This window comes from Siminovitchia jepli (assembly GCF_047228825.1).
In the GTDB taxonomy this organism is placed as follows: domain Bacteria; phylum Bacillota; class Bacilli; order Bacillales; family Bacillaceae_C; genus Siminovitchia.
The window spans coordinates 1-25794 of the sequence record NZ_JBFEGN010000035.1 but is presented as its reverse complement, the minus strand read 5'-3'; the positions used below and the strand labels follow the sequence as shown (position 1 = coordinate 25794).

General features: G+C 43.6%; 19 protein-coding genes, 2 CRISPR repeat arrays and 1 riboswitch. All 19 genes read right to left on the bottom strand.

What is annotated here, in order from left to right:
• Positions 1-29 precede the first annotated feature (29 nt).
• Positions 30-3590 carry a BREX system P-loop protein BrxC gene (gene brxC, locus AB1L08_RS12535; RefSeq protein WP_413065001.1) on the bottom strand — a complete coding sequence of 1187 codons (3561 nt, stop codon included), beginning with the start codon at positions 3588-3590 and terminating at the stop codon, positions 30-32.
• A 13-nt stretch (positions 3591-3603) separates the two neighbouring features.
• The gene (locus tag AB1L08_RS12530; protein ID WP_413065000.1) at positions 3604-4185 is read right to left on the bottom strand and encodes a DUF1788 domain-containing protein; all 582 of its coding nucleotides are present in this window, start codon (positions 4183-4185) and stop codon (positions 3604-3606) included.
• Between the two features lies 1 nt (position 4186).
• Positions 4187-4795: a DUF1819 family protein gene (locus tag AB1L08_RS12525; RefSeq protein ID WP_413064999.1), complete on the bottom strand. Its 609-nt coding sequence runs from the start codon at positions 4793-4795 to the stop codon at positions 4187-4189.
• Positions 4796-5016: 221 nt separating this feature from the next.
• A CRISPR array of direct repeats spans positions 5017-5844; the repeat unit is 36 nt; unit sequence GCCATAATTCCCCTGTAAACCTTGATGTGATATGAT.
• A gap of 94 nt (positions 5845-5938) precedes the next feature.
• Positions 5939-7492: direct repeats of the CRISPR family, unit length 36 nt; unit sequence GCCATAATTCCCCTGTAAACCTTGATGTGATATGAT.
• A 149-nt stretch (positions 7493-7641) separates the two neighbouring features.
• Positions 7642-7950, bottom strand: coding sequence for a CRISPR-associated endonuclease Cas2 (gene cas2, locus AB1L08_RS12520; protein ID WP_413064998.1), 309 nt, complete (start codon positions 7948-7950; stop codon positions 7642-7644).
• 4 nt (positions 7951-7954) lie between these two features.
• Entirely contained in the window at positions 7955-8857 is a 903-nt protein-coding gene (gene cas1 / locus AB1L08_RS12515) for a type II CRISPR-associated endonuclease Cas1 (RefSeq protein ID WP_413064997.1), read from the bottom strand.
• Positions 8847-12077, bottom strand: coding sequence for a type II CRISPR RNA-guided endonuclease Cas9 (gene cas9, locus AB1L08_RS12510; protein WP_413064996.1), 3231 nt, complete (start codon positions 12075-12077; stop codon positions 8847-8849). Before cas9 ends, cas1 begins: the two co-directional genes overlap by 11 nt.
• 361 nt (positions 12078-12438) lie before the next feature.
• On the bottom strand, positions 12439-13698 hold the full coding sequence (gene purD, locus AB1L08_RS12505; RefSeq protein ID WP_413064995.1) for a phosphoribosylamine--glycine ligase: 1260 nt from the start codon (positions 13696-13698) through the stop codon (positions 12439-12441).
• A 25-nt stretch (positions 13699-13723) separates the two neighbouring features.
• On the bottom strand, positions 13724-15259 hold the full coding sequence (gene purH, locus AB1L08_RS12500; RefSeq protein WP_413065008.1) for a bifunctional phosphoribosylaminoimidazolecarboxamide formyltransferase/IMP cyclohydrolase: 1536 nt from the start codon (positions 15257-15259) through the stop codon (positions 13724-13726).
• On the bottom strand, positions 15253-15843 hold the full coding sequence (purN, locus tag AB1L08_RS12495) for a phosphoribosylglycinamide formyltransferase (protein WP_413064994.1): 591 nt from the start codon (positions 15841-15843) through the stop codon (positions 15253-15255). Before purN ends, purH begins: the two co-directional genes overlap by 7 nt.
• On the bottom strand, positions 15840-16883 hold the full coding sequence (gene purM / locus AB1L08_RS12490) for a phosphoribosylformylglycinamidine cyclo-ligase (RefSeq protein ID WP_413064993.1): 1044 nt from the start codon (positions 16881-16883) through the stop codon (positions 15840-15842). Before purM ends, purN begins: the two co-directional genes overlap by 4 nt.
• A gap of 87 nt (positions 16884-16970) precedes the next feature.
• A complete protein-coding gene (purF, locus tag AB1L08_RS12485; protein ID WP_413064992.1) occupies positions 16971-18347 on the bottom strand; it encodes an amidophosphoribosyltransferase in 1377 nt (458 codons plus the stop codon).
• 14 nt (positions 18348-18361) lie between these two features.
• Entirely contained in the window at positions 18362-20590 is a 2229-nt protein-coding gene (gene purL / locus AB1L08_RS12480; RefSeq protein ID WP_413064991.1) for a phosphoribosylformylglycinamidine synthase subunit PurL, read from the bottom strand.
• On the bottom strand, positions 20574-21260 hold the full coding sequence (purQ, locus tag AB1L08_RS12475) for a phosphoribosylformylglycinamidine synthase subunit PurQ (RefSeq protein WP_413064990.1): 687 nt from the start codon (positions 21258-21260) through the stop codon (positions 20574-20576). Before purQ ends, purL begins: the two co-directional genes overlap by 17 nt.
• Positions 21257-21511 (bottom strand): phosphoribosylformylglycinamidine synthase subunit PurS, encoded by a 255-nt coding sequence (gene purS, locus AB1L08_RS12470; RefSeq protein WP_413064989.1) that lies wholly within the window; start codon positions 21509-21511, stop codon positions 21257-21259. The genes purQ and purS overlap by 4 nt, the downstream gene beginning before the upstream one ends.
• 16 nt (positions 21512-21527) lie before the next feature.
• Complete coding sequence (purB, locus tag AB1L08_RS12465) at positions 21528-22826, bottom strand: adenylosuccinate lyase (protein WP_413064988.1); 1299 nt, start codon at positions 22824-22826, stop codon at positions 21528-21530.
• Between the two features lie 24 nt (positions 22827-22850).
• Positions 22851-23987, bottom strand: coding sequence for a 5-(carboxyamino)imidazole ribonucleotide synthase (purK, locus tag AB1L08_RS12460; RefSeq protein ID WP_413064987.1), 1137 nt, complete (start codon positions 23985-23987; stop codon positions 22851-22853).
• Positions 23974-24462 (bottom strand): 5-(carboxyamino)imidazole ribonucleotide mutase, encoded by a 489-nt coding sequence (purE, locus tag AB1L08_RS12455; RefSeq protein ID WP_413064986.1) that lies wholly within the window; start codon positions 24460-24462, stop codon positions 23974-23976. The genes purK and purE overlap by 14 nt, the downstream gene beginning before the upstream one ends.
• 119 nt (positions 24463-24581) lie before the next feature.
• Positions 24582-24682: riboswitch (purine riboswitch) on the bottom strand.
• A 70-nt stretch (positions 24683-24752) separates the two neighbouring features.
• Positions 24753-24950 (bottom strand): NETI motif-containing protein, encoded by a 198-nt coding sequence (locus AB1L08_RS12450; RefSeq protein ID WP_413064985.1) that lies wholly within the window; start codon positions 24948-24950, stop codon positions 24753-24755.
• The gene (locus AB1L08_RS12445; protein ID WP_413064984.1) at positions 24947-25489 is read right to left on the bottom strand and encodes a DUF2179 domain-containing protein; all 543 of its coding nucleotides are present in this window, start codon (positions 25487-25489) and stop codon (positions 24947-24949) included. The genes AB1L08_RS12450 and AB1L08_RS12445 overlap by 4 nt, the downstream gene beginning before the upstream one ends.
• Between the last annotated feature and the right edge of the window lie 305 nt (positions 25490-25794).

Below are 25794 nucleotides of genomic sequence, written 5' to 3'. Positions count from 1 at the left end.
CTTAATATAAATTTATTTATCATACGTGCTCACACCAAATGAATCGTTGTATCCTCATCCAATTCCTCGAGGAGCTTCAATCTCAGTTCTTCCACGAACTGATCGATATCGTCCGCTGATTTGAGCGTTTTCGTTCCCTTGATGACCATATTTTTGCTCAAGGTCTTTGTCTTTCTTGGACGTACAGGCGTTGCTGCCGCCGTTCCCCTCTGTCCGCCTTCCGGGTCCCTTGCCGGCACCCCTGCCGCCTCTTTCTCCCTTGCCTGTTCCAGTTCATCCAGACAGCGCACTTTCAGCCTGTCGCTTTCCACCTGCATGGCGACTGCCTCGTATAGATTATTCGTGGTGGAAAGCCGCTCTTCCAATCTTTGAAACCGCGCCCGGAACGTTACTAAAAATTTCTGCTTAAGTTTTTCATCATCCGCGAGTTCAGCCATCACAGCTTTTAAGTCGCTTTGGATCGCTGCCTTCACTGGCTTGCACTCTTCCTCAAGCAGCTCAACAAATTCTTCATCAAACACCTGATAGAGACCGGGCAATTCCTGAATCATGTCATACGGCTTGGCATTGCGGACAATCCTGTCCATCTTTTCCACAATTTCCTGGATGCCCTTGTCCGTCACATACGTCCTATTATTCTCAAAAATCGTCAGCCTCTTTTTCGCTTCGTCGAATTTATCACGCTGATTCTCAAAGAAACTTTTTACCTCTTTTACATCATAAGCGTACTCTTTCAATTCGTGGCGCAATTCCCGGATCGTTTTATAATAAGTAGCCGTATCATTGATATTGAGGACAGATTCAATTAATTTCTTCCCATCCAGAAGAACCGCTTCCCCAGGGTAGTATTGATTATTGCGGTAGTTCGCCAATAGATCTGCCAACTTCTCTTTTTCTTGCGACAACAGTTCATTAAATCGGTCTTTCAAACCATCCTCATCAGTCGGCAGTGCGGAAATACCGAACATTTCCTTACATACATCCCTGACATTTTTGATCAGCAGCTGCGGTATCCGTTCCCGCTTCTTTACAATGACCCGATCTACATAATCCCGCTTTGTCAAATATTGGATCAATTGGGGATCTGTTAATTGAAGCTCGGAACTGTTTAGTAAAAATTTCACTTCTTGGGCTTTAAACAGTTCCAACAGAATCGCAGTCGTATCAAAATCAAGCCATCCATAAGGCTGTTTTGCAAAGTACGTGGTGATGCTCTTGACGGTCATGGGCTGATTGCGAGTTGTCAGGCGGTCCACATAGTTGTCGACTTCTCTTATGGCATGATGGTTTCGCCCACCATTATGATCCATGGACAATTGCGTCGATGAAACGGCCAGATCCTGGAGCTCTCTCGGCGAGCCAACAAACTCCGTGACATAATCGAGCTTGTTATAAAGTGACTTAATTAACATCCGAAACGCCTCATTGATCCGGTCAGTAGGGTTCTTTCTGTTAATCTCCAACTGTTGGGAACTCACAAACACTTCAGCCGAACTTAACGCCTCTGTCAGAAGCGTCGTAATCCGTTCGCTTCGCTCGGTGACTTCCCGCGTTTTTCGACTTTTAATATCCTCTATTGCCTGCGAGACCGATGTTCCGCTCTTGATTCTTAAATAAGCTTGTATTTTTAAAACTTCTTCCATTTCCTCCAAATATGATGCATCCTGCGGCAGCTTGAAAATGACGTTGTTTTCCCTCATGGACATCATTTTCAATTCAGATGTACTGTATTCCATTGCAGCATCTGCATAAGGCGTTAATATACGGATGCCGATATCATGTGCCTGTGTGCCAATCGGCCTGTCATCAATGAAGGCGTTGAAAGCAAAATGATGCTTTGGCGAATAACGGAACTTTTTATCCCGGTAGATGCCTTCAAAGATTTCTTCTCCGATCTTTTGAATGACTTCTGACATTTCCACATGCATGTTTTTGATTTCGCGATTTACATCCTGCTCATCGTTTGTGAGGAAAATATAATCATCCCCGTTTTTTTGTATGAGCGTCTGCCCGATAAGCCGCGTTAAAGATTTCTCAATTTTTTTCTTTAAATCCAACTTGTCGGCTTCGATGTCATCGACCATCAAAGTGGCGATATTTTCCAGGTTGGCGGGCAGTTCTTTTACATATTTTATCAGGAACAGTAATTTCAGAATTTCAACATCAAAGGATTCAAGCTTTTCATTTTTCCCTGCCTGAATGATAACAGTCCGAATACTGGAATCAAGGAATGCTTCAATAGTTTCATAGAATGCCGAAAAAGGGACAAGCACCCCTTCCTCCCGATCGGAAAAGCGGATAGCCGACTCTTGAAACGCACTTAAAAGAGAACGTTCCCCTTCCGCCAAGTGCTTTCCTGATGCGCCATGGATCCGGACGCCTGTAAACACTTTTTGCAATAAATTGAATTGGTACGGTACAAACGGATACACATCGATGAAATCCTGTTCGTCCGCATATTTTTTCATCTCTGCACTGTTATCGGTAAACGTTAATAGATTATGTAAAATAGAGCTGTTTTTGCGATATACTTCTTCCAGCGCCTGTTTCCCGGGTTCGTTTTTTGTCAGAATCCGTTTTTTAATCACTTCATCAACAAAAGCACTGGACAGGCTCAACTTTGTATCAAAGCGCCCCTGGATTTTTGAAAAGTCGTTACCTTTTACTGAAAGCACCGAATCGATGTCTTCCTGGCTTGTAACGGCAATCCACGCTTTTCCTTTGCATTGACGGCCAAATTCATGTACGATTGTCTGCAGATTTAACATGTCGTTTGAGTTGTCGCCGATATATTGTCCTACTTCATCAATCAGAAAGGCCACATGGTGATTATTGCTTTTTGAATCGATATATTCTTTCACCCGCTTTGCGAAGCGCTCGATACTGATGGTATATTCCTGCTCGGCTCGTTCAAACCAGTTACGTGCTGCTTCCTCGCTCATTTGCGTGGTCCGTGTCAACGCCTTAATAATGGCGTCTTCCTCGTAATAGAAATCTTCCCGAGAATCCACCCATTCATTTCCGGAGATTTCCTTGAAGACTGCTTTAAAATTTTCATATGTACCGTCATAGTGCATTTTCCGTTCGATTTCCGCAATCCATGGGATCGCACCGCAGAAACCCTGCATTTCATTAAAAACCTTGTTCAGCACCTTGACGATCGAATCTTTGTCAGCCATGGAATCAGATTCACTTTTCGCATCAATGTCAAATAAGATAACATCTGTTGTAATATCGTCTGTTTTTTTCATATCGGCAAAGATTTGCGGATCGTCAATTTTATTTTCAAAATAATCAATGGCATTTTTTCCGGCAATAATCCGGTTTTCTATTAAATAGGATAGTATTTTTAGAAAATGGGATTTCCCCGATCCAAAAAAACCGGATATCCAAACGCCGATTTTATCTGTCGGCTCTGTAACGCCTTTTTTATAGGCTGCAAAAAAATGGCCGATATGTTTCTGTAATTCATCTGTTACAACATACTCTTCCAGTTCCAGAAGAATATTTTCTTCATAGTCCTGGCCAACTTTGACGACCCCTTTTATGTCCCGGTCAATTTTACGATCAAACATTTTTTTGATCTGCATGGATTTCTCCCCCCTAATAATCTACAAGCTGGAACGCGCGATAATAGTTGTCATCCTTTATCTCACCGAATAATTGCAGGTCTTGCCCATTGTAACGGCCTGGGAAAAACAATACAACCGGATTTTGGTCGACCGCCTTATATAAATTGTTCAAAATGACATGGGAGCGGATAATCGGAAAGGCCTTTCCAATTCCTGTAATAAATATGATGTCATTTTCCTCTACACGGTTGGCTATGTATTTGATAACCAAGTCATTATCAAGTGTGAGCCTTAGTGATTTCCGTGTCGCGTTTAGGACAAATTGGCTTCCTTTCTTCTGTTCCATTTGAAAGTTTTTCTCCAGATAGCCTTTGCTGTCCAATATTTCAAGAACGACTTCATAAAGGTCGAACTCAATAATTCGTTGGTTTGAGTGGCTGTTATTTACATGTTCTTTCAAAAAAGCGACATGCTCCCTAACAAGCATTTCATATTCGGGTTCATAATCAAATATGTGATAGCCGATTTCATTACCCAATCCCTTATTTTTCCGGAAAGAAGGATTTGTTATTTTCGGCAGAATTTCATCCAACCGTTCTCTTATCGTCTTCATGCTATCCTTGTCCTCCTGTGAGAACCTTGATGAACCCGTTACCATCGGAATCTTTTATGTAATCAAATACCTCTGGATTCATCATGGGTATGCTAACTTCCCGGTCCCTCTTCTGATTTTTTATCAATCCCGCTTCGTATAAAATCCGTACATAAACCTGCTTTAACTTATAAAAGGTATACTCCTTCCATTGAGCAACCGTTGCGCTCTGCTGGCGCTTCGCTTCAAAAAAATGGTGAAAATCGCGGTCTTTCAGCAGCAAATCGCGCCTTGCAATTTTCTCGCTAAATACCTCGTGCATAAATTCATAAAACAGCCTGTCCGTTTTAAGAATAGCATACAGTACGATCAGCTTGCTTGTATGTATGTCAGCAGTTATAAGTTTTTCTATAAGGTAATCGTCCAGTACTTTTAAACGCGTCTTGATGGCTGAAGCAATTTCTCTTTTGCGGGCTTCCGTCTTTACTTGGAAAATATTTCGCTGAATGATCTGTTCTTTCAATTCAAGTTCATTCAGCCCTTTCAAATGCAGCTCTGCCAGCATTTTGGTTTCCTTATACAAAAACGGCCGTGACTTGATGGTAGAGCTGTACTTTAATTCTTTTTCCATATTATCCCTTTCTCATGGTCCGATATTTAGTTCCATTTTATCATTAAAATGTGCGCAGGCTGAACGGTTTTTCGACAGTTTTAGCAAGTTTATTGGTCTTCGATATAATTGTTTAACATAAAGATAATGGGGGGGGAGTGTAATAAATGATATAATGAGCGTAGGGATTAGAGAAGTTAAGAGGATCAATTAGTTTAGTCATTTCTTAGAGGTATGCCTTCTCCATAATTCCCCTGTAAACCTTGATGTGATATGATACTCACCCACATTTATGGCGGCTTCTTACTGCCATAATTCCCCTGTAAACCTTGATGTGATATGATAAACCATTATCTGTTGGTTTCAAAGACTTAGCCATAATTCCCCTGTAAACCTTGATGTGATATGATAGGCAGGCCGACTGTTAGTGTTGCACCAAAGCCATAATTCCCCTGTAAACCTTGATGTGATATGATCTTCATTTACACCTTGTTTTTGCAAAAGCAGCCATAATTCCCCTGTAAACCTTGATGTGATATGATTATTTGTTTGTTACTTCATCTTTATTCTTGGCCATAATTCCCCTGTAAACCTTGATGTGATATGATTAGGTGTATATACCCAATAACCTTCCGCACGCCATAATTCCCCTGTAAACCTTGATGTGATATGATTGAGCAATTTGACAGCAATTTAAAGTATGAGCCATAATTCCCCTGTAAACCTTGATGTGATATGATCCATATTTCTTTAGGTGTCCTCCATCCTTTGCCATAATTCCCCTGTAAACCTTGATGTGATATGATTTTCTCTCATATAAATCATCCACCTTACAGGCCATAATTCCCCTGTAAACCTTGATGTGATATGATCCAATCGCTTTTTATTAGTGTCTTCCTCCTGCCATAATTCCCCTGTAAACCTTGATGTGATATGATGGGCCAAATTGGCAAAGCAGCATGGCATAGGCCATAATTCCCCTGTAAACCTTGATGTGATATGATTAAGACAGGCGTCGAAATTGACGAGAACGGGCCATAATTCCCCTGTAAACCTTGATGTGATATGATAATTATTCGAGTGGATAGACGTTTCTAAGAGCCATAATTCCCCTGTAAACTTGATGTGATATGATTGCTTGCATTGCTTCTTCAACTGTTCTTCCGCCATAATTCCCCTGTAAACCTTGATGTGATATGATGCAGAAACCGAAAGTACTGAAATCGTAAAAGCCATAATTCCCCTGTAAACCTTGATGTGATATGATTCTATTAACTATAATACTACCAACCTTTCCGCCATAATTCCCCTGTAAACCTTGATGTGATATGATGCGATTGACCGGCAATGTGCCTCGATTTAAGCCATAATTCCCCTGTAAACCTTGATGTGATATGATGATGAAGAACCGGATGAATTTAATCCCGAGCCATAATTCCCCTGTAAACCTTGATGTGATATGATAAAACTTTTCGGATAGCTGAGTCGGACTATGCCATAATTCCCCTGTAAACCTTGATGTGATATGATCTTGAAAGTGGCAATGAAGGTACAGAAGTTGCCATAATTCCCCTGTAAACCTTGATGTGATATGATAAGTTTTTAAATGATAAGGGAATGTTTAAGGCCATAATTCCCCTGTAAACCTTGATGTGATATGATCTATCGCCCGACGACATAAACACGATGGTAGCCATAATTCCCCTGTAAACCTTGATGTGATATGATCCTTCTCAATGACTTAGATACACGAATTGGGCCATAATTCCCCTGTAAACCTTGATGTGATATGATCGCCGAACCTTGAATTATTGCGTTAGTAGAGCCATAATTCCCCTGTAAACCTTGATGTGATATGATATTTATGTTATTTTTATTATACACAATTATGCCATAATTCCCCTGTAAACCTTGATGTGATATGATCTTCCGCCAGTTCATTAGAACGTACCAGCGGCCATAATTCCCCTGTAAACCTTGATGTGATATGATAGGACGCTATCTATTCCGAAGAAGATTTGTGCCATAATTCCCCTGTAAACCTTGATGTGATATGATCACACCTATCCACACCCCCAATCTTTCAAAGCCATAATTCCCCTGTAAACCTTGATGTGATATGATATCACGACGCTTGGCTTTATCCGGGATTATGCCATAATTCCCCTGTAAACCTTGATGTGATATGATGAAATGGCTTTAATCAAGAAGTATGAAAAAGCCATAATTCCCCTGTAAACCTTGATGTGATATGATAAACATCGAAGCAATCGGAACAAAAGTGGCGCCATAATTCCCCTGTAAACCTTGATGTGATATGATACGGGTCAATCTACAAATGAAGGTTTTAAAGCCATAATTCCCCTGTAAACCTTGATGTGATATGATAATCAAAACAGTCATATCTTCAGCAATTAAGCCATAATTCCCCTGTAAACCTTGATGTGATATGATTCTGATTGTTATACTATCACCGTTTTGGTTGCCATAATTCCCCTGTAAACCTTGATGTGATATGATAAAAAAACGGGAGGGTTATTAAATGGCTCAGCCATAATTCCCCTGTAAACCTTGATGTGATATGATTTGCCTTGATTTTGATAGTTAAGTTGCGAGGCCATAATTCCCCTGTAAACCTTGATGTGATATGATTTGCTTATGTTTTGCGTGTGATTCATCATTGCCATAATTCCCCTGTAAACCTTGATGTGATATGATACATGACCGTAAAACCCTTGATTTCTCCCCGTTTCAAGGGTTTTGCATTTCCAAAAATGAAGGATTTAACCCTGGGATTTATCCGCTTTCTTTTATTTTTTATAGAAATAACCGAAAAAAAATACCTGCAAAATAAATTGCAAGTACTTTTAAAAGAAATCTACTTTTTTAACACCGAGTTCTTCTTCGGGTGTAGTTGTACCCAATAAAATCTCCATATTTGCGAATTGTTTTTCCGTTATTTTCAATGCTCGTATGGCACCATTAACAGGTGGGAGATTCTCCTGCAGTCTCTTCACATGTTTGCGGACTGCATCCTCTCCATTGCAAATTCTTGTGTATACTGAATATTGAAGCATTGTATATCCATCATTTAATAAAAACTTACGGAAACGAGAGTAGGCTTTTCTTTCCTTCGGAAGTACTACCGGCAAATCAAAGAAAACGATAATCCTCATGTATCTACTCATAAGTATGAACAGTTAAATTAGTTAATTCCGGAAGGATCAATAAGTTAGCGTCCTGCTGCCGGCATGCAGATACAAAACTCTTGATCATATTGTCCACTCCATGGGTTACATTCAGCCTTTCGTTTTTCCATTTCGCTTCAATTTCCAACACTTCAAATAATTTCTTCCTAATATCTGGAGACCATTCTAAATCTTCTTTTACATTATTAACTATGACCACATCAACAAATGGGCGCAACACTTCCATGAAATCATCAGCCAAATTAAATGCATTTGTCTGGCTGTCGTGAAAAATTCCAATACTGGGAGTAAACCCATACCTGACAAGTGCTCGGGCTACAAGAGAGCGAATGATGCTATAACCGTAATTTAATGAGATATTATATATATTTTCTTCCCTTCTTTGAAACCTTGGACCAAACAGCGTTTCAAAGTAAAGCTTTGCGCCATACGCCTCTCTATTTGTTCGGTCGCCGGATTCAACACTTCGGCTGATTAAATATAGCTTTTGCGCCTCTTCACCTTTATGGACCAATTCAAGGCAGCGTGCTTGATTTTCAAGCTTTCTGATAACAATTTTTTGCCATATCCTCTTTTTGAATGGCCTTCCTAGCAAGAGTTGCATATCCAATGCTTGTTTTTGTCTTGAATGCCGGTGGAATGGCTGTACAATTCCACTTGGCATTCGTTTTCGATCACAGACAATCAGCTCAATATGATACTCTGTACATTTGCTTAAGAGACCATTTGTAATTGTAATGGCAGGGTCTTCAAGCGTAATCGTCACAATGTCCTCCAAAGGGATTTTGATAGATTCATCCTGTTTTATAACTAACTGTTCATGCGATGTCGAGAGCTTTGCTGGATTTCTAATTACAATATGCCTATACGCCATGACGCTTTTCCTTGTGGACTTTTGTGAGATTACCTAATGGATCTGTTTGATATTTTTCAAATGTGAGTAATCCTTTGGAACCAATCGCATCTTTAAAACTATTCATATGGTCTGTGATATTTATTTGAGCAGTTCCTGTATGGACACCCTTATAATAAAATATGCCTTCTGACCAAGACACAGTCGCGCCAGTATTTAACTTTGATTTTTTCTCCCTGGGCATTTTTATTTTTATTACATCATTTGGATATAAATTAAATAAAAATTCATAATCTGATGTTATTTCATCCCACTCGCTATACGGCTTTAAAGCAGTAATAAACTTCTCGGGCACTCTATTCGCCAACACATCACTGACATACACAGGAGCCAAATAATATTTGCCGCTCTCCTTATGCCTGAAAACTTCAGTCCGTGCAATGCTTGCGTTGTCTGCAACTGTTTTATCATCCAAATAAAACACCTGGTTAGCAGTGGTTTCTAATTTAACACTCCGGATAATCGGTGCTTTCTCTGGATTCTTCGATGGCTTATATAAAGGTGTGCTGAATGCTTTCTTTGCATCCCCGTATTTCAAAAATCTTTCTTTAATTGCCTGATATGTTTTAGGATCAGATTCTTTTCCATACATCGGAAAATCTCCGTTTTTATCAAACTTAATGTCTTGCAACGGATATTTTTTCACCAAAAGGTTCAAGCCTTTTTCCGTAAAGCCCCGATGTCTTCTGATGGATTCCTCATGAATTTGTCCCTTAACAGATCTCTTCGGCATTCTGGAAACAAAAATGGGTTTGATTCTGTTTATAAAATCTTCATCATAGCTGTCCAGGGATAAGCTTTCCAATCCCAGTTTAAGAGTTTCAGGATTTTGCAGCATTCTGGCTTCAACTTCTTTTGTAAAACCTTCCCAAGGCTCCGGAAAACGCTCTCTTTTTCGCTTAAGGAGTTGGGAAGCATGCAGTTCACTATGCTTGAAATAATTGCTCACACGATGCCTGAAAGAAAGACTTACTGCGACAAGTACTGCATCCAATGCATGATGCAGGTCATTTTCTTCACGATTTTTGTTGAATCCCCATCTCTTTCTCATCAACGACGTATATGCCCCATTCACCGTGAACACATACTGTTTCCGGCCTTTTTCTTCCCGGAACTGCAAATTATCTTCAATAAAGCCTTTTAAAAATCTGGTAATGTATCGCGTATCATTCAAATGCCTCGACTTGAACTGCTCTGCCTGTTCATCATCGAAGTTCTGTTTTAACAACAGATCTTTTTTCTTTTTCCGTACCTTTAAGGAATTCACATAAGATATGAACTGATCCCATCTAACTGTATCACTTCCAAACCATTCATATGGCGTCCTGTTTTGCTTGTTTTGATTCTCTTTTGCCAAAACCAATACTTTATTGGCATTGCTGTCATCAAAGCTGCGGCTGTAGGGGATAATGTGATCGACTTCTGCAAATCCATAATCAAACAAACGCTCAATTGGAATGGATTTTAATGAATAAGGGCAGCGGCCATCTTGTTCTTCCCATAACTTATACTTCAAAATATCATGACCCCGAGGATCACCAATTTCCGGATGAAGCTCCTGAATACGGCTTTTGGCCTTTTCATTAATTGTACGGTTCTTGTTATATTGCTTTTCAATTTCCCGTCTTTCGTTATAATGCCTTCCCATTTCCCTTGCCATCTCTATATAGATTTCCGATGGGGAACCGTATCGTTTAATAATCGCATTCAATACCTTCCGAGTCTGGGATAGAGAGCGGATGACAACCGGATTTGCAATATCATTTGCAGGGATAACCGGCAGCAGTTTCTGTTTTTCTTTCCCTACTTTCTGGTTAAAATTATAACCCGCCTTATCACATGCTTCATGATAAAGAAGCCCTTCTTCCAAATGAGGAATGATTTTATTCAGCGCTTTCAATGATAGATGCCCGAATTTGGAAAATGACAGATTTAACAGCTCATCGATAAGCTCACTACTGTACGTTCTATTTGCCATGTTTCTAATTCGCTTCCCATCATTGGTCACAAAATCATTTAGCAGATAATCGCGGGTATCATTATCATCTTTATAGACTGTAACAGCATAGGCAATTGTATCATAGTCAATTGGCCGGTATGACTCTGCCAACGTCTTGCCTTCCACTTCTTTAATAATCTTTTTTATTTCGTAATACCCGTCAAGTGAGATAAATTTCCTGTTTTCGTTCTTTTCGTTCGTCTCGCCCGGATCATAAAATAGTTCATTGAAACGCTCGTCATCTTCTAATTGCAGTATTTTTCGAAGATCCTTATACTTCATTTCTTTTTTGTTCATTATACTTTCCAAAACATTGTTTCGTTCCTCTTTGGAAAGTGCCCTCTGTGGGTTTCTATCAGAAATAATCCTCAGACGGTTGATTTTATCCAACGCTCGGAATTTCTCAAAAGTGTAGGAAAACTTAGGGGCACGTTTTTCATTTTCCTCGAATGTACAGCTTCCAATTCTTTTGGCAATATCCTCTTGTGTAGAAAACGGCCGTTGGGAGCTCCAAATATTGATGTATGCTTCTTCATTTTCCGTTGTTGCAAAGATATGTCCAAATGCACGCTGCTGCTTGAATACCTCTCTTATTTCTTTTTCAATTTCGCTCCTTGCCAAAACGTGAGAATAATCTCCACCCTTATTTCGTTTCAGGCCATTGAATTTTTCATCCAAAACAAGCATTTCAGCAACAGTACGATAACCTTTTTCTTCCATTAATATAGCATTTGCTCTGACTGCTTTTAATAAAGCTCCGCCTTCACCTTCTTTTGTCTCGCTTTTACGATTGGACTTAAATCCCCTATTTTTTGCATAATGGATTAAAACCCTGGCAAATTCTCGGTCCGTCAGCTTCCTTTCCAATGCATTTACTCTTATTAACCAAATGTCCAAGTCGCCATCTTGCCAGTCAAACAGCTGCTCGGCTTCCACTTCGGATAACAGGCCCGATTGAATAAGGAATTTGCGAACACGGCTGACACGGTAGCGGCGTCTCCTCAACCTTCTTCTCATCGATCTGGCTTCGCGCCTCGGTGTTGCAAGTGATGATCCGTTTTTAGGATTTTCCGCTGCATCAAACATTCTCGTTCCTAGGTCTTCAATTCGTTTCTTATCCAAATTAATTACAGCCCACCCTACTGAAGATATCCCGATATCCAACCCTATTTTATACCTCACCATTATCACCTGATTTATGTATTTATAGTACTTATTACCTGTTTTGTATATAAAAAAAATGACTAAATCTCATTAGTCATTGATGTTGTGGGGAACCCCGCAATGTTGCAGGGCTAGGCGATCCCCAACGCCACGGCTTACTGCCTTACCATAATAACTTACCTGTAAACCTTGATGTGATATGATATTTTCGACCTTCCCCCAGATCGATATATCTATAATAATTGCAATTAAATATTTTGTCAATATCTACTATTTTTTATTTTAATTTTATGCCGCCCTTGACTACATCCATCTTTACTGCTCGGGATATTCCATTTGCATACAAAAATCCCACCCGCACTTGGATGGGATTATTTTTTTACAGCGCCTTATGTCCAATGTCGCTCCGGTAAAAGAAATGCTCGCTTTCGAGCTTCTTCATTTCTTTGTAAACATTGGCGTATGCATCTTGAATGTCTGCCCCTTTGGCAGCAATCAATAACAGCCTGCCGCCGTTGGATACATATGTTCCCGGTTCTTTTCCGGCTGCCGTTCCGGCGTGGAATGCTTTTATGCCCGGATCGAGCATGTGTAAATCAGGGATCGGCAGCCCTTTTTCGTAATCGCCGGGATAGCCGTTTGAAGCAACAACAACCCCGATTACCGCATCAGATAACCACTCGATGACGGGTTCTTTTCCGTCAAGCAAATCCAGCATAATAGCCGCCAAGTCACTGTCAAGCCGCTCCAGGACAACCTGAGTTTCCGGATCGCCGAAACGGGCGTTGAATTCGATTGTTTTCGGTCCGTTTTTCGTTAAAATAAGCCCTGCATATAAAATTCCGGTGAAGGGCCGGCCTTCCTTTGCCATCGCTTTGGCGGCAGGGACTACAATTTCATTGACCGCCCGTTCGACTTCAGCATCCGGAATATGTGGCACAGGCGTGTAGGCACCCATTCCTCCTGTGTTCGGGCCTTTATCCCCGTCAAAAGCCCTCTTATGATCCTGGGCGATCACCATTGGGTACACTTTCTCCCCATTTACGAAAGCCATGAGGGAAAATTCTTCGCCTTCCAAAAATTCCTCAATCACGACACTTGCGGAAGAATCACCGAACTTTTCGTCCAAAAGCATTTCTCTCAGCGCCGTGTTGGCTTCTTCAGCTGTCATGGCAACAACGACGCCTTTTCCGGCTGCCAATCCATCGGCTTTGATGACAATCGGGGCGCCTTGTTTATCGACATACGCCTTTGCTTCTTCATACGAATGAAACGTTTCATAAGAAGCCGTTGGGATATCATATTTTTTCATCAACTCTTTTGCGAATGACTTACTGCCCTCGATGATGGCCGCGTTCTTTCGCGGACCAAAAATTTTCAACCCCGCCGCTTCAAATTCGTCCACGATACCGGCATTTAAAGGGACTTCCGGACCGACGACCGTTAAGTCAATCTTTTCTTTTTTGGCAAACTCAATTAAATCGGCAAAGGCTGTTTCTTGAATCGGTACAACCGTTGCATCTTCGGCAATTCCTGCATTTCCCGGAGCGCAAAAAACGTCCGTCACCCGTTCGCTTTCCTTTATTTTTTTGCAAATAGCGTGTTCCCGGCCGCCGCCGCCAACCACTAAAACCTTCACTACCCTTCACCGTCCAATATCGTTATTAGTGTTTAAAATGGCGCACACCTGTAAAGACCATGGCGATTCCGTGCTTGTCGGCCATTTGAATGGAATCTTCATCCCGAATCGATCCGCCCGGTTGAATAATCGCTGTAATTCCGGCGCGCGCTGCCTCTTCTACCGTGTCACTCATCGGGAAAAATGCATCAGAAGCAAGGACCGCTCCTTTTGCCCGCTCGCCTGCCTGTTCGAGTGCTATTTTTGCAGCTCCGACACGGTTCATTTGACCAGCGCCGACCCCGAGTGTCATGGATTGATCCGCAACAACGATCGCATTGGATTTGACGTGTTTCACCACTTTCCAAGCGAGTTTTAATGCCGTCATTTCTTCATCTGTCGGCTCCCGCTTCGTAGGGACAGTGATTTCGGCGTCATCCAACGTAAATGCATCCTGATCCTGGACGAGCAGCCCGCCTTCAATCGAAGTTAACATGTTTTCTTTCACTTTTGCCGCATGAAAATCAATCGTCAACAGCCGAATGTTTTTCTTGGCGGTTAAAATATCCAAGGCCTCTTCCGTGAAGGATGGCGCAATAATGATTTCAAGGAATATTTCTTTCAGCTTGTTTGCGGCATCCGCATCGACTTCGCGGTTAAAGGCAATAATACCCCCGAAAATGGAAGTGGGGTCCGCCTCGAAAGCTTTTGCAAAAGCGTCAGCCGCATTTTCCCCGATTCCGACTCCGCATGGATTCATATGTTTTACCGCAACAGCAGCAGGCTCTTCAAATTCTTTTACTATTTGAAGCGCTGCATCGGCATCATGAATATTGTTGTAGGAAAGCTCCTTTCCGTGAAGCTGCTTTGCATGCGCGATCGAGAACTTGGAGCCAAGCGGACGGACATAAAAAGCAGCTTGTTGGTGAGGGTTCTCACCGTATCTCAGGGGCTGCTTCAGCTCGTATGTAAACGTCACCCGTTCCGGCTGCTCCTCTCCGGCAAGCCCGGTCATATACTCGGCAATGAGTGCATCATAAGAAGCCGTATGGCGGAACACTTTTGCAGCAAGCCTTCTTTTCGTCTCAAGCGGAACTTCTCCGTTTTTACGAAGCTCCGAAATGACTTCTTCGTAGTCGGCACTATCAACGATGACTGTCACACTTTCATGGTTTTTGGCAGATGCCCTTAACATTGCAGGTCCGCCAATATCAATGTTTTCGATGGCGTCTTCGGGGGTTGCGTCAGGCTTTTCAATCGTTTTTTGAAATGGATACAGGTTCACGCACACGATCTCAATTCTTTGGATGCCCTGTTCTGCCAACTGCTTCATATGGGAAGCGTCATTCCCTTTGGCAAGCAATCCTCCGTGAATGAATGGGTGGAGTGTTTTCACCCTGCCTTCCAAAATTTCCGGGAATCCCGTCACTTCGGCAACGCCCGTTACAGGCAATTGGTTTTCTTCCAAAATGCGTTTTGTCCCGCCGGTTGATAAAATGTCATACCCGAGATCCACTAATTGTTTTGCAAATTCAACAATTCCTGTCTTATCCGAGACACTGATCAGCGCTCTTTTCATGATTCCAGCACCTTCCAACATTTTTCATTTAACAAATTTTCAAGCGTTTCAGGGTAAAATACATGCTCAATCGCATGTATTTTTTCAGCCACTTCTTCTTCCGTTTCTCCATCGGCGATTTCGACGGCGCGCTGGGCGATAATGGGCCCCGTATCCATTCCTTCATCGACAAAATGAATGGTTACCCCTGTTACTTTCACTCCTGCCGACACGGCTTGAGCGATTGCATCTTTTCCCGGAAATGCCGGCAGCAGCGATGGATGAATATTGATGATCCTTCCGGGATATTTTTCAAGCAAAAAAGCTCCGATCAAGCGCATGTAGCCCGCCAAAACGATGTAATCCACATCGCACTTTTTCAATTGTTCGTAGATGGCCTCTTCAAATGCCGTTTTGGATGCAAACTGTTTCGGATTGAATGAATAAACGGGAACATCCGCTTTTTTCGCCCTTTCGATCACAAAAGCACCCGGCTTGTCGCAGACTAGCAATTTCAGGTTGGCATGAAGTTTTCCACCTTCAATAGCATCAACGATCGCTTGAAAATTGCTCCCGTTTCCGGAAGCAAATATGGCTATATTTTTCACGTTGACAACCCCGCATCCTTGAACTGGACGCCCTCTCCTTTAATCACCTTGCCGATTTTGTACGCTTTTTCCCCCTGCTCCATAAAAAAGCGAACCGCTTTTTCAGCATCTTCCTGATCAACCGCCACCACGAGGCCGATTCCCATGTTGAAGATGTTGAACATTTCTTCTTTCTTTAGCTCTCCGTATTTTTCCAGCGCAGCAAAAATGGGCAAGATAGGCCAAGATCCATTGTTTATTTCCGCTCCCATGCCTTCCGGAAGCATCCTCGGGATATTTTCGATAAAACCCCCGCCCGTAATATGGGCCATTCCTTTTATTTCAAATTGCAGCAGGGCTGCAACGATTTGCTTTACATAAATTCTTGTCGGTTTTAACAGTTCTTCTCCAAGAGTAACGTCCAATTCAGGGAGTTTTTCGTCTATCGAAAATGGGTTATCTTCAAAGAAAATTTTCCGCACCAAAGAATAGCCGTTGCTATGGATACCGTTTGACGCCAATCCAATCAGCACGTCCCCTTCATCAATCAGCTCGCCTGTTATCAAGGCGGATTTTTCACAGGCGCCCACGGTAAAACCGGCTAAGTCATATTCATTTTCGTCATATAATCCCGGCATTTCCGCCGTTTCTCCGCCAATCAGGGCACAGCCTGCCATTTCACAGCCATCCGCAATGCCTCTGACGATCTGTTCAATCTTGTCGGGCACCGCTTTTCCGCATGCAATATAATCAAGAAAATAAAGCGGCTCGGCACCTTGGACAACGACATCGTTTACGCACATGGCCACGCAGTCAATTCCGATCGTGTCGTGCCGGTCCATCATAAAGGCAAGTTTCAGCTTCGTTCCAACACCGTCTGTTCCTGAAACAAGAACAGGCTCTTTCAAATTTAATTGCGATAAATCGAAAGCACCTCCAAAGCCGCCCAATTGGCCCATCACGCCGATTCTTTCTGTCCGCTTGACGTGTTTCTTGATCTTTTCTACCGTTTGATACCCGGCTTCTATGTTCACTCCCGCTTTTCGGTAGGCATCCGCCATCATTACTGCCTCCTTTTTTTCAGGTGCCTGTCACTCCCCGAAACTCCTCGAAATTTGTTGAATTCCGACGACACCCGGCAACGTTTCTTATTTCATCTCTTTATCATATGGCAAAGGGGTATCCGGATAAATTTCCGTAGGGTATTCCCCGGTAAAACAGGCCATGCATTGCCCGCAGTTTTTCCCCAAGCCTTCACTTCGGCCAATTGCCTTCAGCATTCCTTCTACACTAAGGAATGTGAGGGAATCTGCCCCGATGATTTCCCGGATTTCTTCCACCGAATGGTTCGCCGCAATAAGCTCCTCATGGGTGGATACGTCAATGCCGTAAAAACAAGGGTTTGTCATCGGAGGGGAACTGATGCAAACATGGACTTCCTTTGCCCCCGCTTCCTTCAGCATTCTGACGATCCGCTTGCTTGTCGTCCCCCGGACGATAGAGTCATCCACCATAATGACCCGTTTTCCTTCCACAACTTTCCGGACGGGGGAAAGCTTCATTTTTACCCCTTGCTCGCGAAGCTCCTGGGTCGGTTTGATAAATGTTCTTCCGACATACCGGTTTTTAATCAGGCCCAGCTCATAAGGAATTCCGGCGGTTTCCGCAAACCCGATTGCAGCCGAGATGCTGGAATCCGGTACGCCCGTGACGACATCCCCTTCGACGTTCGCTTCAAGTGCCAGCTGTTTCCCCAGATTTTTTCTGGCCGTATGGATATTGATTCCGCCAATATCGCTGTCCGGGCGGGAAAAATAAACATATTCCATCGTACACATGGCGTGTGTTGCAGACAGGGAGAATCGTTCCTCATGAATCCCTTCGCTATTGATGAGAATCAGTTCTCCCGGTTCCACGTCACGGATATACTCGGCGCCGATTAGATCGTACGCGTTCGTTTCCGCCGCCACACAATATGCATCCCCGAGTTTTCCGATGGAAAGCGGACGGAGGCCGTTCGGGTCTTGGGCAATAATCAGCTCCTTTTCTGTCATCAGAATAAAAGCGTAGGCGCCTTTTACCATCGAAAGCGCGTTTTTTACTTTATCCTTCAGGGCCAGGTAGCCGCTTCTTTTAACGAGATGAGCCAAGACTTCCGTGTCCGTATTTGTTTGAAAAATGCTTCCCTGCATTTCCAATTGATGTTTTAGATCGTTCGCATTAATTAAGTTTCCGTTATGGGCAAGGGCAAGGCTTCCGCTTGACGAGTGGAAAAGAAGGGGCTGAATGTTTTCAATCCCTTTTTTTCCTCCATAGCGCACGTGGCCAATCGCCCCGAAGCCTTTCAGGCTGTCAAGCTTCTTCTCGTCAAATACTTCGTTTAACAGCCCTTCTCCTTTGATGCCTTGCATGCGTTCGCCATCAGTAACGACGATTCCGGCACCTTCCTGTCCTCTATGCTGTAAACTGTGCAATCCGTAATAGGTCAATCTTGCTGCATCGGGATGTCCCCATATTCCAAACACGCCGCATTCCTCATTTAAGCTTTATTCAGCAAACGCGGAATCGCTTTTTTCCAAGCGTCTTCCAATGTTTTGCTGTTGCATTTGATTAAAAGTTCTTTGTTCTCATTTTGAATGGCCAGCTCTTCGTTGCCAGTAACTTCTCCAATAACTTTTGCATCTTCAACAAGCTTTTCGAATGCTCCCTGATTTCCTTTTTTCACCGAAACGATAAAACGTGATTGTGTTTCGGAGAATAAGGCTGCTGTTTCATCACCTGACAGGGTCACTTCTGCTCCAAGTCCCTCTGTCCCAAACAAGCATTCTGCAATCGCAACGGCCGCTCCGCCTTCCGCAATGTCATGGGCGGAAGCAACCAGTCCGTTCCGGATGGCTTCAAGCAATTGTTTCTGCCTTTTTGCTTCAATATCCAAATCAATCTCAGGGGCTCTTCCGGAAATGGCACCGCGAACCATCTTTTGCAGTTCGCTTCCGCCAAACTCCGGCTTTGTTTCCCCAATCATGTAGATGACGTCGCCTTCTGCCTTAAAAGATTGTGTCGTAACATGATTGAGATCGGGGATCAAGCCGACCATACCGATGATTGGTGTCGGATAGATGGCTTTTCCGCCTTTTTCGTTGTATAGTGAAACATTTCCGCCAATCACCGGGCTATTCAGGGCACGGCAAGCAGCACTGATTCCTTCCGCAGACTTTTCAATTTGCCAAAAAATTTCCGGTTTATCCGGACTTCCGAAGTTCAACCCGTCCGTAATGGCAAGCGGTTCGGCGCCGGAACATACGACATTCCTCGCCGCCTCGGCAACAGCAATCTTTCCGCCTGTTTCCGGATCCAAATAAATATAGCGTGAATTGCAGTCCGTCGTAATCGCGATCGCTTTATTTTTCCCCGGTATTCTTACAACCGCTGCATCAGAGCCGGGAGTAACAACCGTATTCGAACCCACCTGGTGGTCGAATTGTTCATACACCCACTGCTTGCTCGCAATTGTCGGCTGCTCCAAAAGCTTAAGCAGTGTTTCCTGATAGTCTTCCACCTGAATGGCATCCTGCTCCATTATCTGGTATTCACGGTAGTAGGCAGGTTCCTCAGCTTTTTTCTGATACACCGGGGCATCTTCCGCCAAAGCATCGGCAGGAACTTCTGCTACAACTTCTCCTTTATGGAAAAGGCGAAGCATCTTATCATCCGTAACACGTCCAATGGCAACTGCTTCAAGGTCGTATTTGGCAAATAGGTCAATAATCTCTTGCTCGCGGCCTTTTTTGATAACGATCAGCATCCGTTCCTGGGACTCTGACAGCATCATTTCATAAGGCGTCATATTTGCTTCCCGCTGCGGAACAAGATCCAAGTCCATTTCAACGCCATAGCCTGCTTTGCTGGCCATTTCGGCAGAGGAACTGGTCAGCCCGGCTGCACCCATATCCTGAATGCCGATCAGTGCATCGGAATGAACGAGCTCCAAACAGGCGTCCATTAACAATTTTTCAGTAAAAGGATCTCCGGCCTGGACGGCAGCCCGCTCTTCATCTTCCGCTTCCGACAATTCCGCAGAGGAGAACGTTGCTCCGTGGATGCCGTCACGCCCCGTTTTTGAGCCGACATACATGACAGTGTTGCCCACACCCTTTGCCTGCCCTTTTTGCATGTCTTCATGATTCAGCAAGCCGACGACCATCGCATTGACGAGCGGGTTGCTCTCGTAGGATGGATCAAATTGGATTTCACCGCCAACTGTCGGAACACCCAATGCGTTGCCGTAATCTGCGATCCCGGCTACTGCCTGCTCGAGCAAATAACGGACTCTTGGAGAACTTAATTCGCCAAAGCGCAATGAATTCATCGCCGCAATCGGACGGGCTCCCATGGAAAAGACATCACGCACGATGCCTCCCACACCCGTTGCGGCACCCTCGTACGGTTCAATGGCTGAAGGAGAGTTGTGGCTTTCAATTTTAAATACAACCGCCTGATTGTCGCCAATGTCAACGATTCCGGCGCCTTCTCCCGGCCCTTGAAGAACCTGCTTGCCTTCCGTCGGGAATTTTTTTAAAATCGGTTTGGAGCTTTTATAGCTGCAATGTTCGGACCACATGACGGAAAAAAGTCCTGTTTCCGTATAATTCGGGGTTCTCCCGAGCATTTTCTCCGCCCGCTCAAATTCTTCGTCCGTCAATCCCATTTCACGGTAGATTTTCTCTTCTTTTATCTGCTGCGGATTAGGCTCAAGCGTTTGCGGCATGTGATTCCCTCCAGTTTCTTTCAATGGATTGAAACAATTTGACTCCGTCCGTGCTTCCCAATAGCGTATCGATCGCCCTTTCCGGGTGCGGCATCATGCCAAGGACATTGCGGCGTTCGTTTGTAATTCCGGCGATGTCCCCCATGCTGCCGTTCGGATTTTCAGATGCATAAGTGAAGATAATTTGGTGATTATCCCGCAATGTTTTAAAGGTATCTTCATCACAAAAGTATCTGCCCGCTTTATGGGCAACCGGCATTTTTATTTTTTCTCCGTTTTTATACAAAGAAGTAAACAGCGTATCATTGTTTTGAACACGCAATTCAACTTGCTTGCAAACAAATTTCAAGCCTTCGTTTTGCACGAGCGTGCCGGGAAGAAGACCCGCTTCCAACAAAATTTGGAAACCATTTCCAATGCCAAATACAGGTTTTCCGGCTGCTGCCGCTTTCTTCACTGCCCCCATGACAGGCTGCCTTTTGGCAATTGCCCCGGGACGGATGGCGTCTCCATACGCGGCGCCGCCCGGAAGGAGAATGACGTCATAAGCATCAAGGTCATTCTGATCGCGGGAGACATAATCAGCTTTCACACCCGTCACTTGTTCCAATGCTTTGTAAGTGTCTGCCTCACAGGTTGTGCCGGGAAAAACGACAATGGCTATTTTCACTCTGCAACAACCTCCTCGATTTCAAACCGGTAGTCTTCCACTTCCGTATTGACGAGCAAGCTGCGGCACATATCATGTACAGCTTCTTCTGCGTTTTTATCGGTTTTCGCCATTGTCACTTCCATATATTTGCCAATGCGCAAGTTTTCCACTTCCGGAAATTCCGACCTCTTTAATTCCTTCATGGCAGCAGCCCCTGCAGGATCAATGACACTTTCCTTTAGCGTTACGAATATCTTCACTTTATACATCTTTTCACTTCTCCTTTCACTGGCGTAAGTCCAGTTTTTCAAAAATGGCGTCTACATGCTTCAGATGATATTGGGGATCAAAGCAAGCTTCTATTTCCTCTGGAGAAAGCAGTTTTTGCACCTTCTCATCATCGGCGATCAACTCTTTAAACGAGACTTGTTTCTCCCATGCTTCCATTGCTTTTGGCTGGACGGTGTCGTACGCTTCTTCGCGGGAAAGCCCTTTTTCAATTAACGCAAGCAGCACTTGCTGGGAAAAAATCAAACCGAGTGTTTTCTCCATATTCCTCTTCATGTTTTCCGGGAACACCGTCAAGTTTTTCACGACATTGGCGAATCTGTTTAACATATAGTTGAGGGCAATCGTCGCATCCGGCAAAATGATTCTTTCCGCAGAAGAATGGGAAATATCGCGTTCATGCCAGAGCGGTACATTTTCATACGCTGTCAGCATGTAACCGCGTATGACCCTTGCCATTCCCGTCATATTTTCGGAAGCGATCGGATTCCGTTTATGCGGCATGGCGGACGATCCTTTTTGTCCCTTTGCGAAAAATTCTTCCACTTCACGCGTTTCGCTTTTTTGCAGACCGCGAATTTCAACGGCAAATTTTTCAATGGATGTGGCGATCAAAGCAAGGACGCTCATGTAATGGGCGTGCCTGTCACGCTGCAATGTTTGCGTGGAAATCGGCGCAGGCTGAAGGCCCAACTTTTCACAAACGTACTGCTCGACAAAAGGGTCGATGTTGGCGTATGTGCCGACGGCTCCTGAAATTTTGCCAAACTCGACTCCCCGTGCTGCAGCTTTAAACCTTTCAAGATGGCGCTTCATTTCCTCGTGCCATAAAGCGAGTTTTAAACCAAACGTTGTCGGCTCGGCATGCACCCCGTGCGTCCGCCCCATCATGACGGTATCTTTATGCTCAATCGCTTTTTCCCTGATAATGGAAATGACCTTTTCCAAGTCTTTTAAAATAATAGCGTTCGCCTGTTTTAACAAATAGGAAAGGGCTGTATCCACCACATCCGTCGATGTTAAGCCGTAGTGGATCCATTTCCGTTCTTCGCCCAACGTTTCCGAAACAGCCCTTGTAAAAGCAACGACATCATGTCTTGTTTCTTCCTCAATTTCTTTGATTCGAGTGACATCAAATGAAGCATTCTCCCGAATTTTTTTCACGTCTTCCCCGGGAATTTCCCCAAGCTCGGCCCATGCTTCACATGCAAGTATTTCCACTTCCAGCCAAGCCTTATAGCGGTTCTCCTCTTTCCATACCGCTCCCATTTCGGGCCTTGTGTAACGTTCAATCATATTTGCAGTACCTCTCTTTTTCCGTCATCCATTTTTCCAAATGCCGCTGTTTTCAAAATCCGCCAGCGTACGGTCCAAATCATCGGAAAGCACCGTGATATGCCCCATTTTCCGGTTCATTTTTGCTTCTGCTTTTCCGTAAAAATGAACATGCCAATGAGGCTGCTTCGGAATTTGCTTGACTACGCCTTCCACATGCTGCCCGAGGATGTTGATCATGACAGCCTGTTCCAAAAGCCGCGGCTTTAACAACGGCCACCCGCAAACGGCACGAATGTGCTGGCCAAACTGCGATATATTGCACGCTTCGATTGTATAATGGCCGGAATTGTGCGGACGGGGGGCCAGTTCATTTACGTATAGCTTCTCATTTTTCGTTAAAAACATTTCAATCGCAAGCGTTCCGACAAGCTCAAGCTGTGTGGCAATTTTTTTAGCAAGAACGGCTGCCTGTTGTCTCACCGCTTCCGAAATTCTTGCCGGTACAATCGTTTCGTGTAAAATGTTGTTCACATGAACATTTTCCCCTATCGGAAAAAATTCAATGTCACCATTTGCACTCTTTGTAATGACGATCGAAATTTCTTTGGCAAACGGAATCCATGACTCAAGCACGCATCGGCCGTTTTTTAGCAAAGCGGCTGCAGTTGCAATATCTTCTTCCGTGCGGAGTACATACTGGCCTTTTCCGTCGTAGCCGCCGCGTGATGTTTTTAAAACAGAAGGAAAACCAATGTTGCGGAGCTCCTTATACAAATCTTCTTCCGTTTCGATCACTGCATATGGAGCGACATCCACACCCGCCTCGGTCAATGCTTGTTTCTCCAGGATCCGGTCTTGTGTTATTTTGATCATCTCTGCTCCTTGCGGAACATAAGCCTTTTCTGTGAGCCATTTCAGGGCTTCATAGTCGACATTTTCAAACTCATACGTGATGACATCACTGATGGAGGCCAGTTTTTCCAGGGCTTTCCGGTCATCATAGGAGGCGACAATTTCGGTATCAGCCACTTGTCCTGTAGGTGAATTTTTCGACGGCTCTACGACAGCAATGCGGAATCCCGCCGCTTTTGCAGACAAAGCCATCATCCGGCCGAGTTGTCCTCCGCCGATAATGCCGATCGTTTTTCCCGGTTCAATGAATGCCTTAGACAAGCTCATCACTGCTTTCCATTACTTTTTCTTTTAATGCGTTCCTTCTATTTATCAATTTTTCGTAAATATTATCATTCACATTTCCAAGCATCTGGGCTGCCAATAGGCCCGCATTCGTTGCTCCGGCTTTTCCTATGGCAACGGTTGCCACCGGCACTCCTCCGGGCATTTGAACAATGGACAACAAGGAATCCAGCCCTTTTAAAGCTTTTGATTCTACCGGAACGCCAATGACCGGAAGAACCGTTTTGGCTGCAACCATCCCCGGTAAATGGGCCGCTCCGCCCGCACCGGCAATAATCACCTTCAAACCGCGTTCTTTCGCAGTTTCCGCATACTCAAACATGAAATCGGGTGTCCGATGCGCAGAAACAACCTTCTTTTCATACGGTATTTCCAATTCATCCAAAATATCGCAGGCATGCTTCATTGTTTCCCAATCGGAAGTACTGCCCATGATAATTCCGACTTCGGCTTTCATACGATCAAACCCCTCCGTCCATTCTATAAAATAAAAAGACCGGATCACTACTTTTCCAGAATAGAAAGCAGTTGATCCGGGAGTTCCTCATGCATTTGAAAAAAGCATCTCAAATGCTTCCCAAATTCCACTTTCCTCATAGTCCAATTATTTACGGTAATTGGGTAGAAACTTATGGGCCTTATTCCCATGATATACGAGGCTTATTACACATTTATCTTAACAATCGGGAGAACGGATGTCAATCAATAATCGAACAATAGGAAAATGTTTTTGAGTAATGTTCGGATTTAGGGCATCTTTTCCCCTTCAAAAATAATTTTTTTCAAAATGGGCTTATATTCAGTTTTCCCATTTGTTTTTTCTTCAATAAAGACCGGTTGTTCCAGTCGCCGTACCGGCCTGAATCCTTCCCGTTCCATTCGGGCCAAACATTCGTGAATCGTCTCGTTTTCCCCCACAAAGAACTTTTTCTTTTGTTTCGTCACTTCTCCAATTTTCCTTTCTTGACAGCTTTTACCCAAAATCCGCCGTGAATGGTCTTTGGCTCATAAGCAATAATAAACGCTTTTGGATCCAGCTCTTTAATTTGCTGGTACAATTTAAGTTCATACTTCCTCGGTGTCAGTACTTGCAGTGCCATTCTGTCCCCCTCGAGTCCATGTGCCGCCCAGCTCGTTACGCCATAGCCCTGTTCACGCAGCTGCTTTGGCAAGTCCCGATCATATTCTTTTGTAATGACATTGACTGTTATGTATCCAAGTGCCAGTTTTTCTTCAATTTTTGAGCCAACAATAATCCCGATTCCATATCCTGCGGCGTATGCAATTAAATTTTGAATATTGTTCAGGTTATCAAGCACCAAGCCAAGGCCGACCACATAAACGAGTATTTCAATGACACTAATTCCGGCGGCCAAATAACGGTATCCTTTTAAAGTCAGGATCATGCGGATCGTAAAGAAAGATACATAAACTATATTAATAACCAATATAATTGCTGCCATGATCAAGCCGCTTTCCAGCATATCCCCACTCCCCCTTTTATAAACCTTTTCACAATTATAATCGATTCTAAACGGAATTCACATGGAATTATCTTAAATAAATATTGTAAAAAATCTTATGGGAAAGTGTCTATACTTAGACGTTAGAGGTGGGTAGCTGGATTTGATTAAATCTTACAATATCACTTGAATTCTAAGGTATGGAATTTTATGGTTTCTTTAACAACAAAAAAACATAGAGCATAAAAACTCTATGTTTTTGTTTGCCCGGCAACGTCCTGCTCTCGCAAGGGGAAACCCCTCACTACCATCGGCGCTGAAGAGCT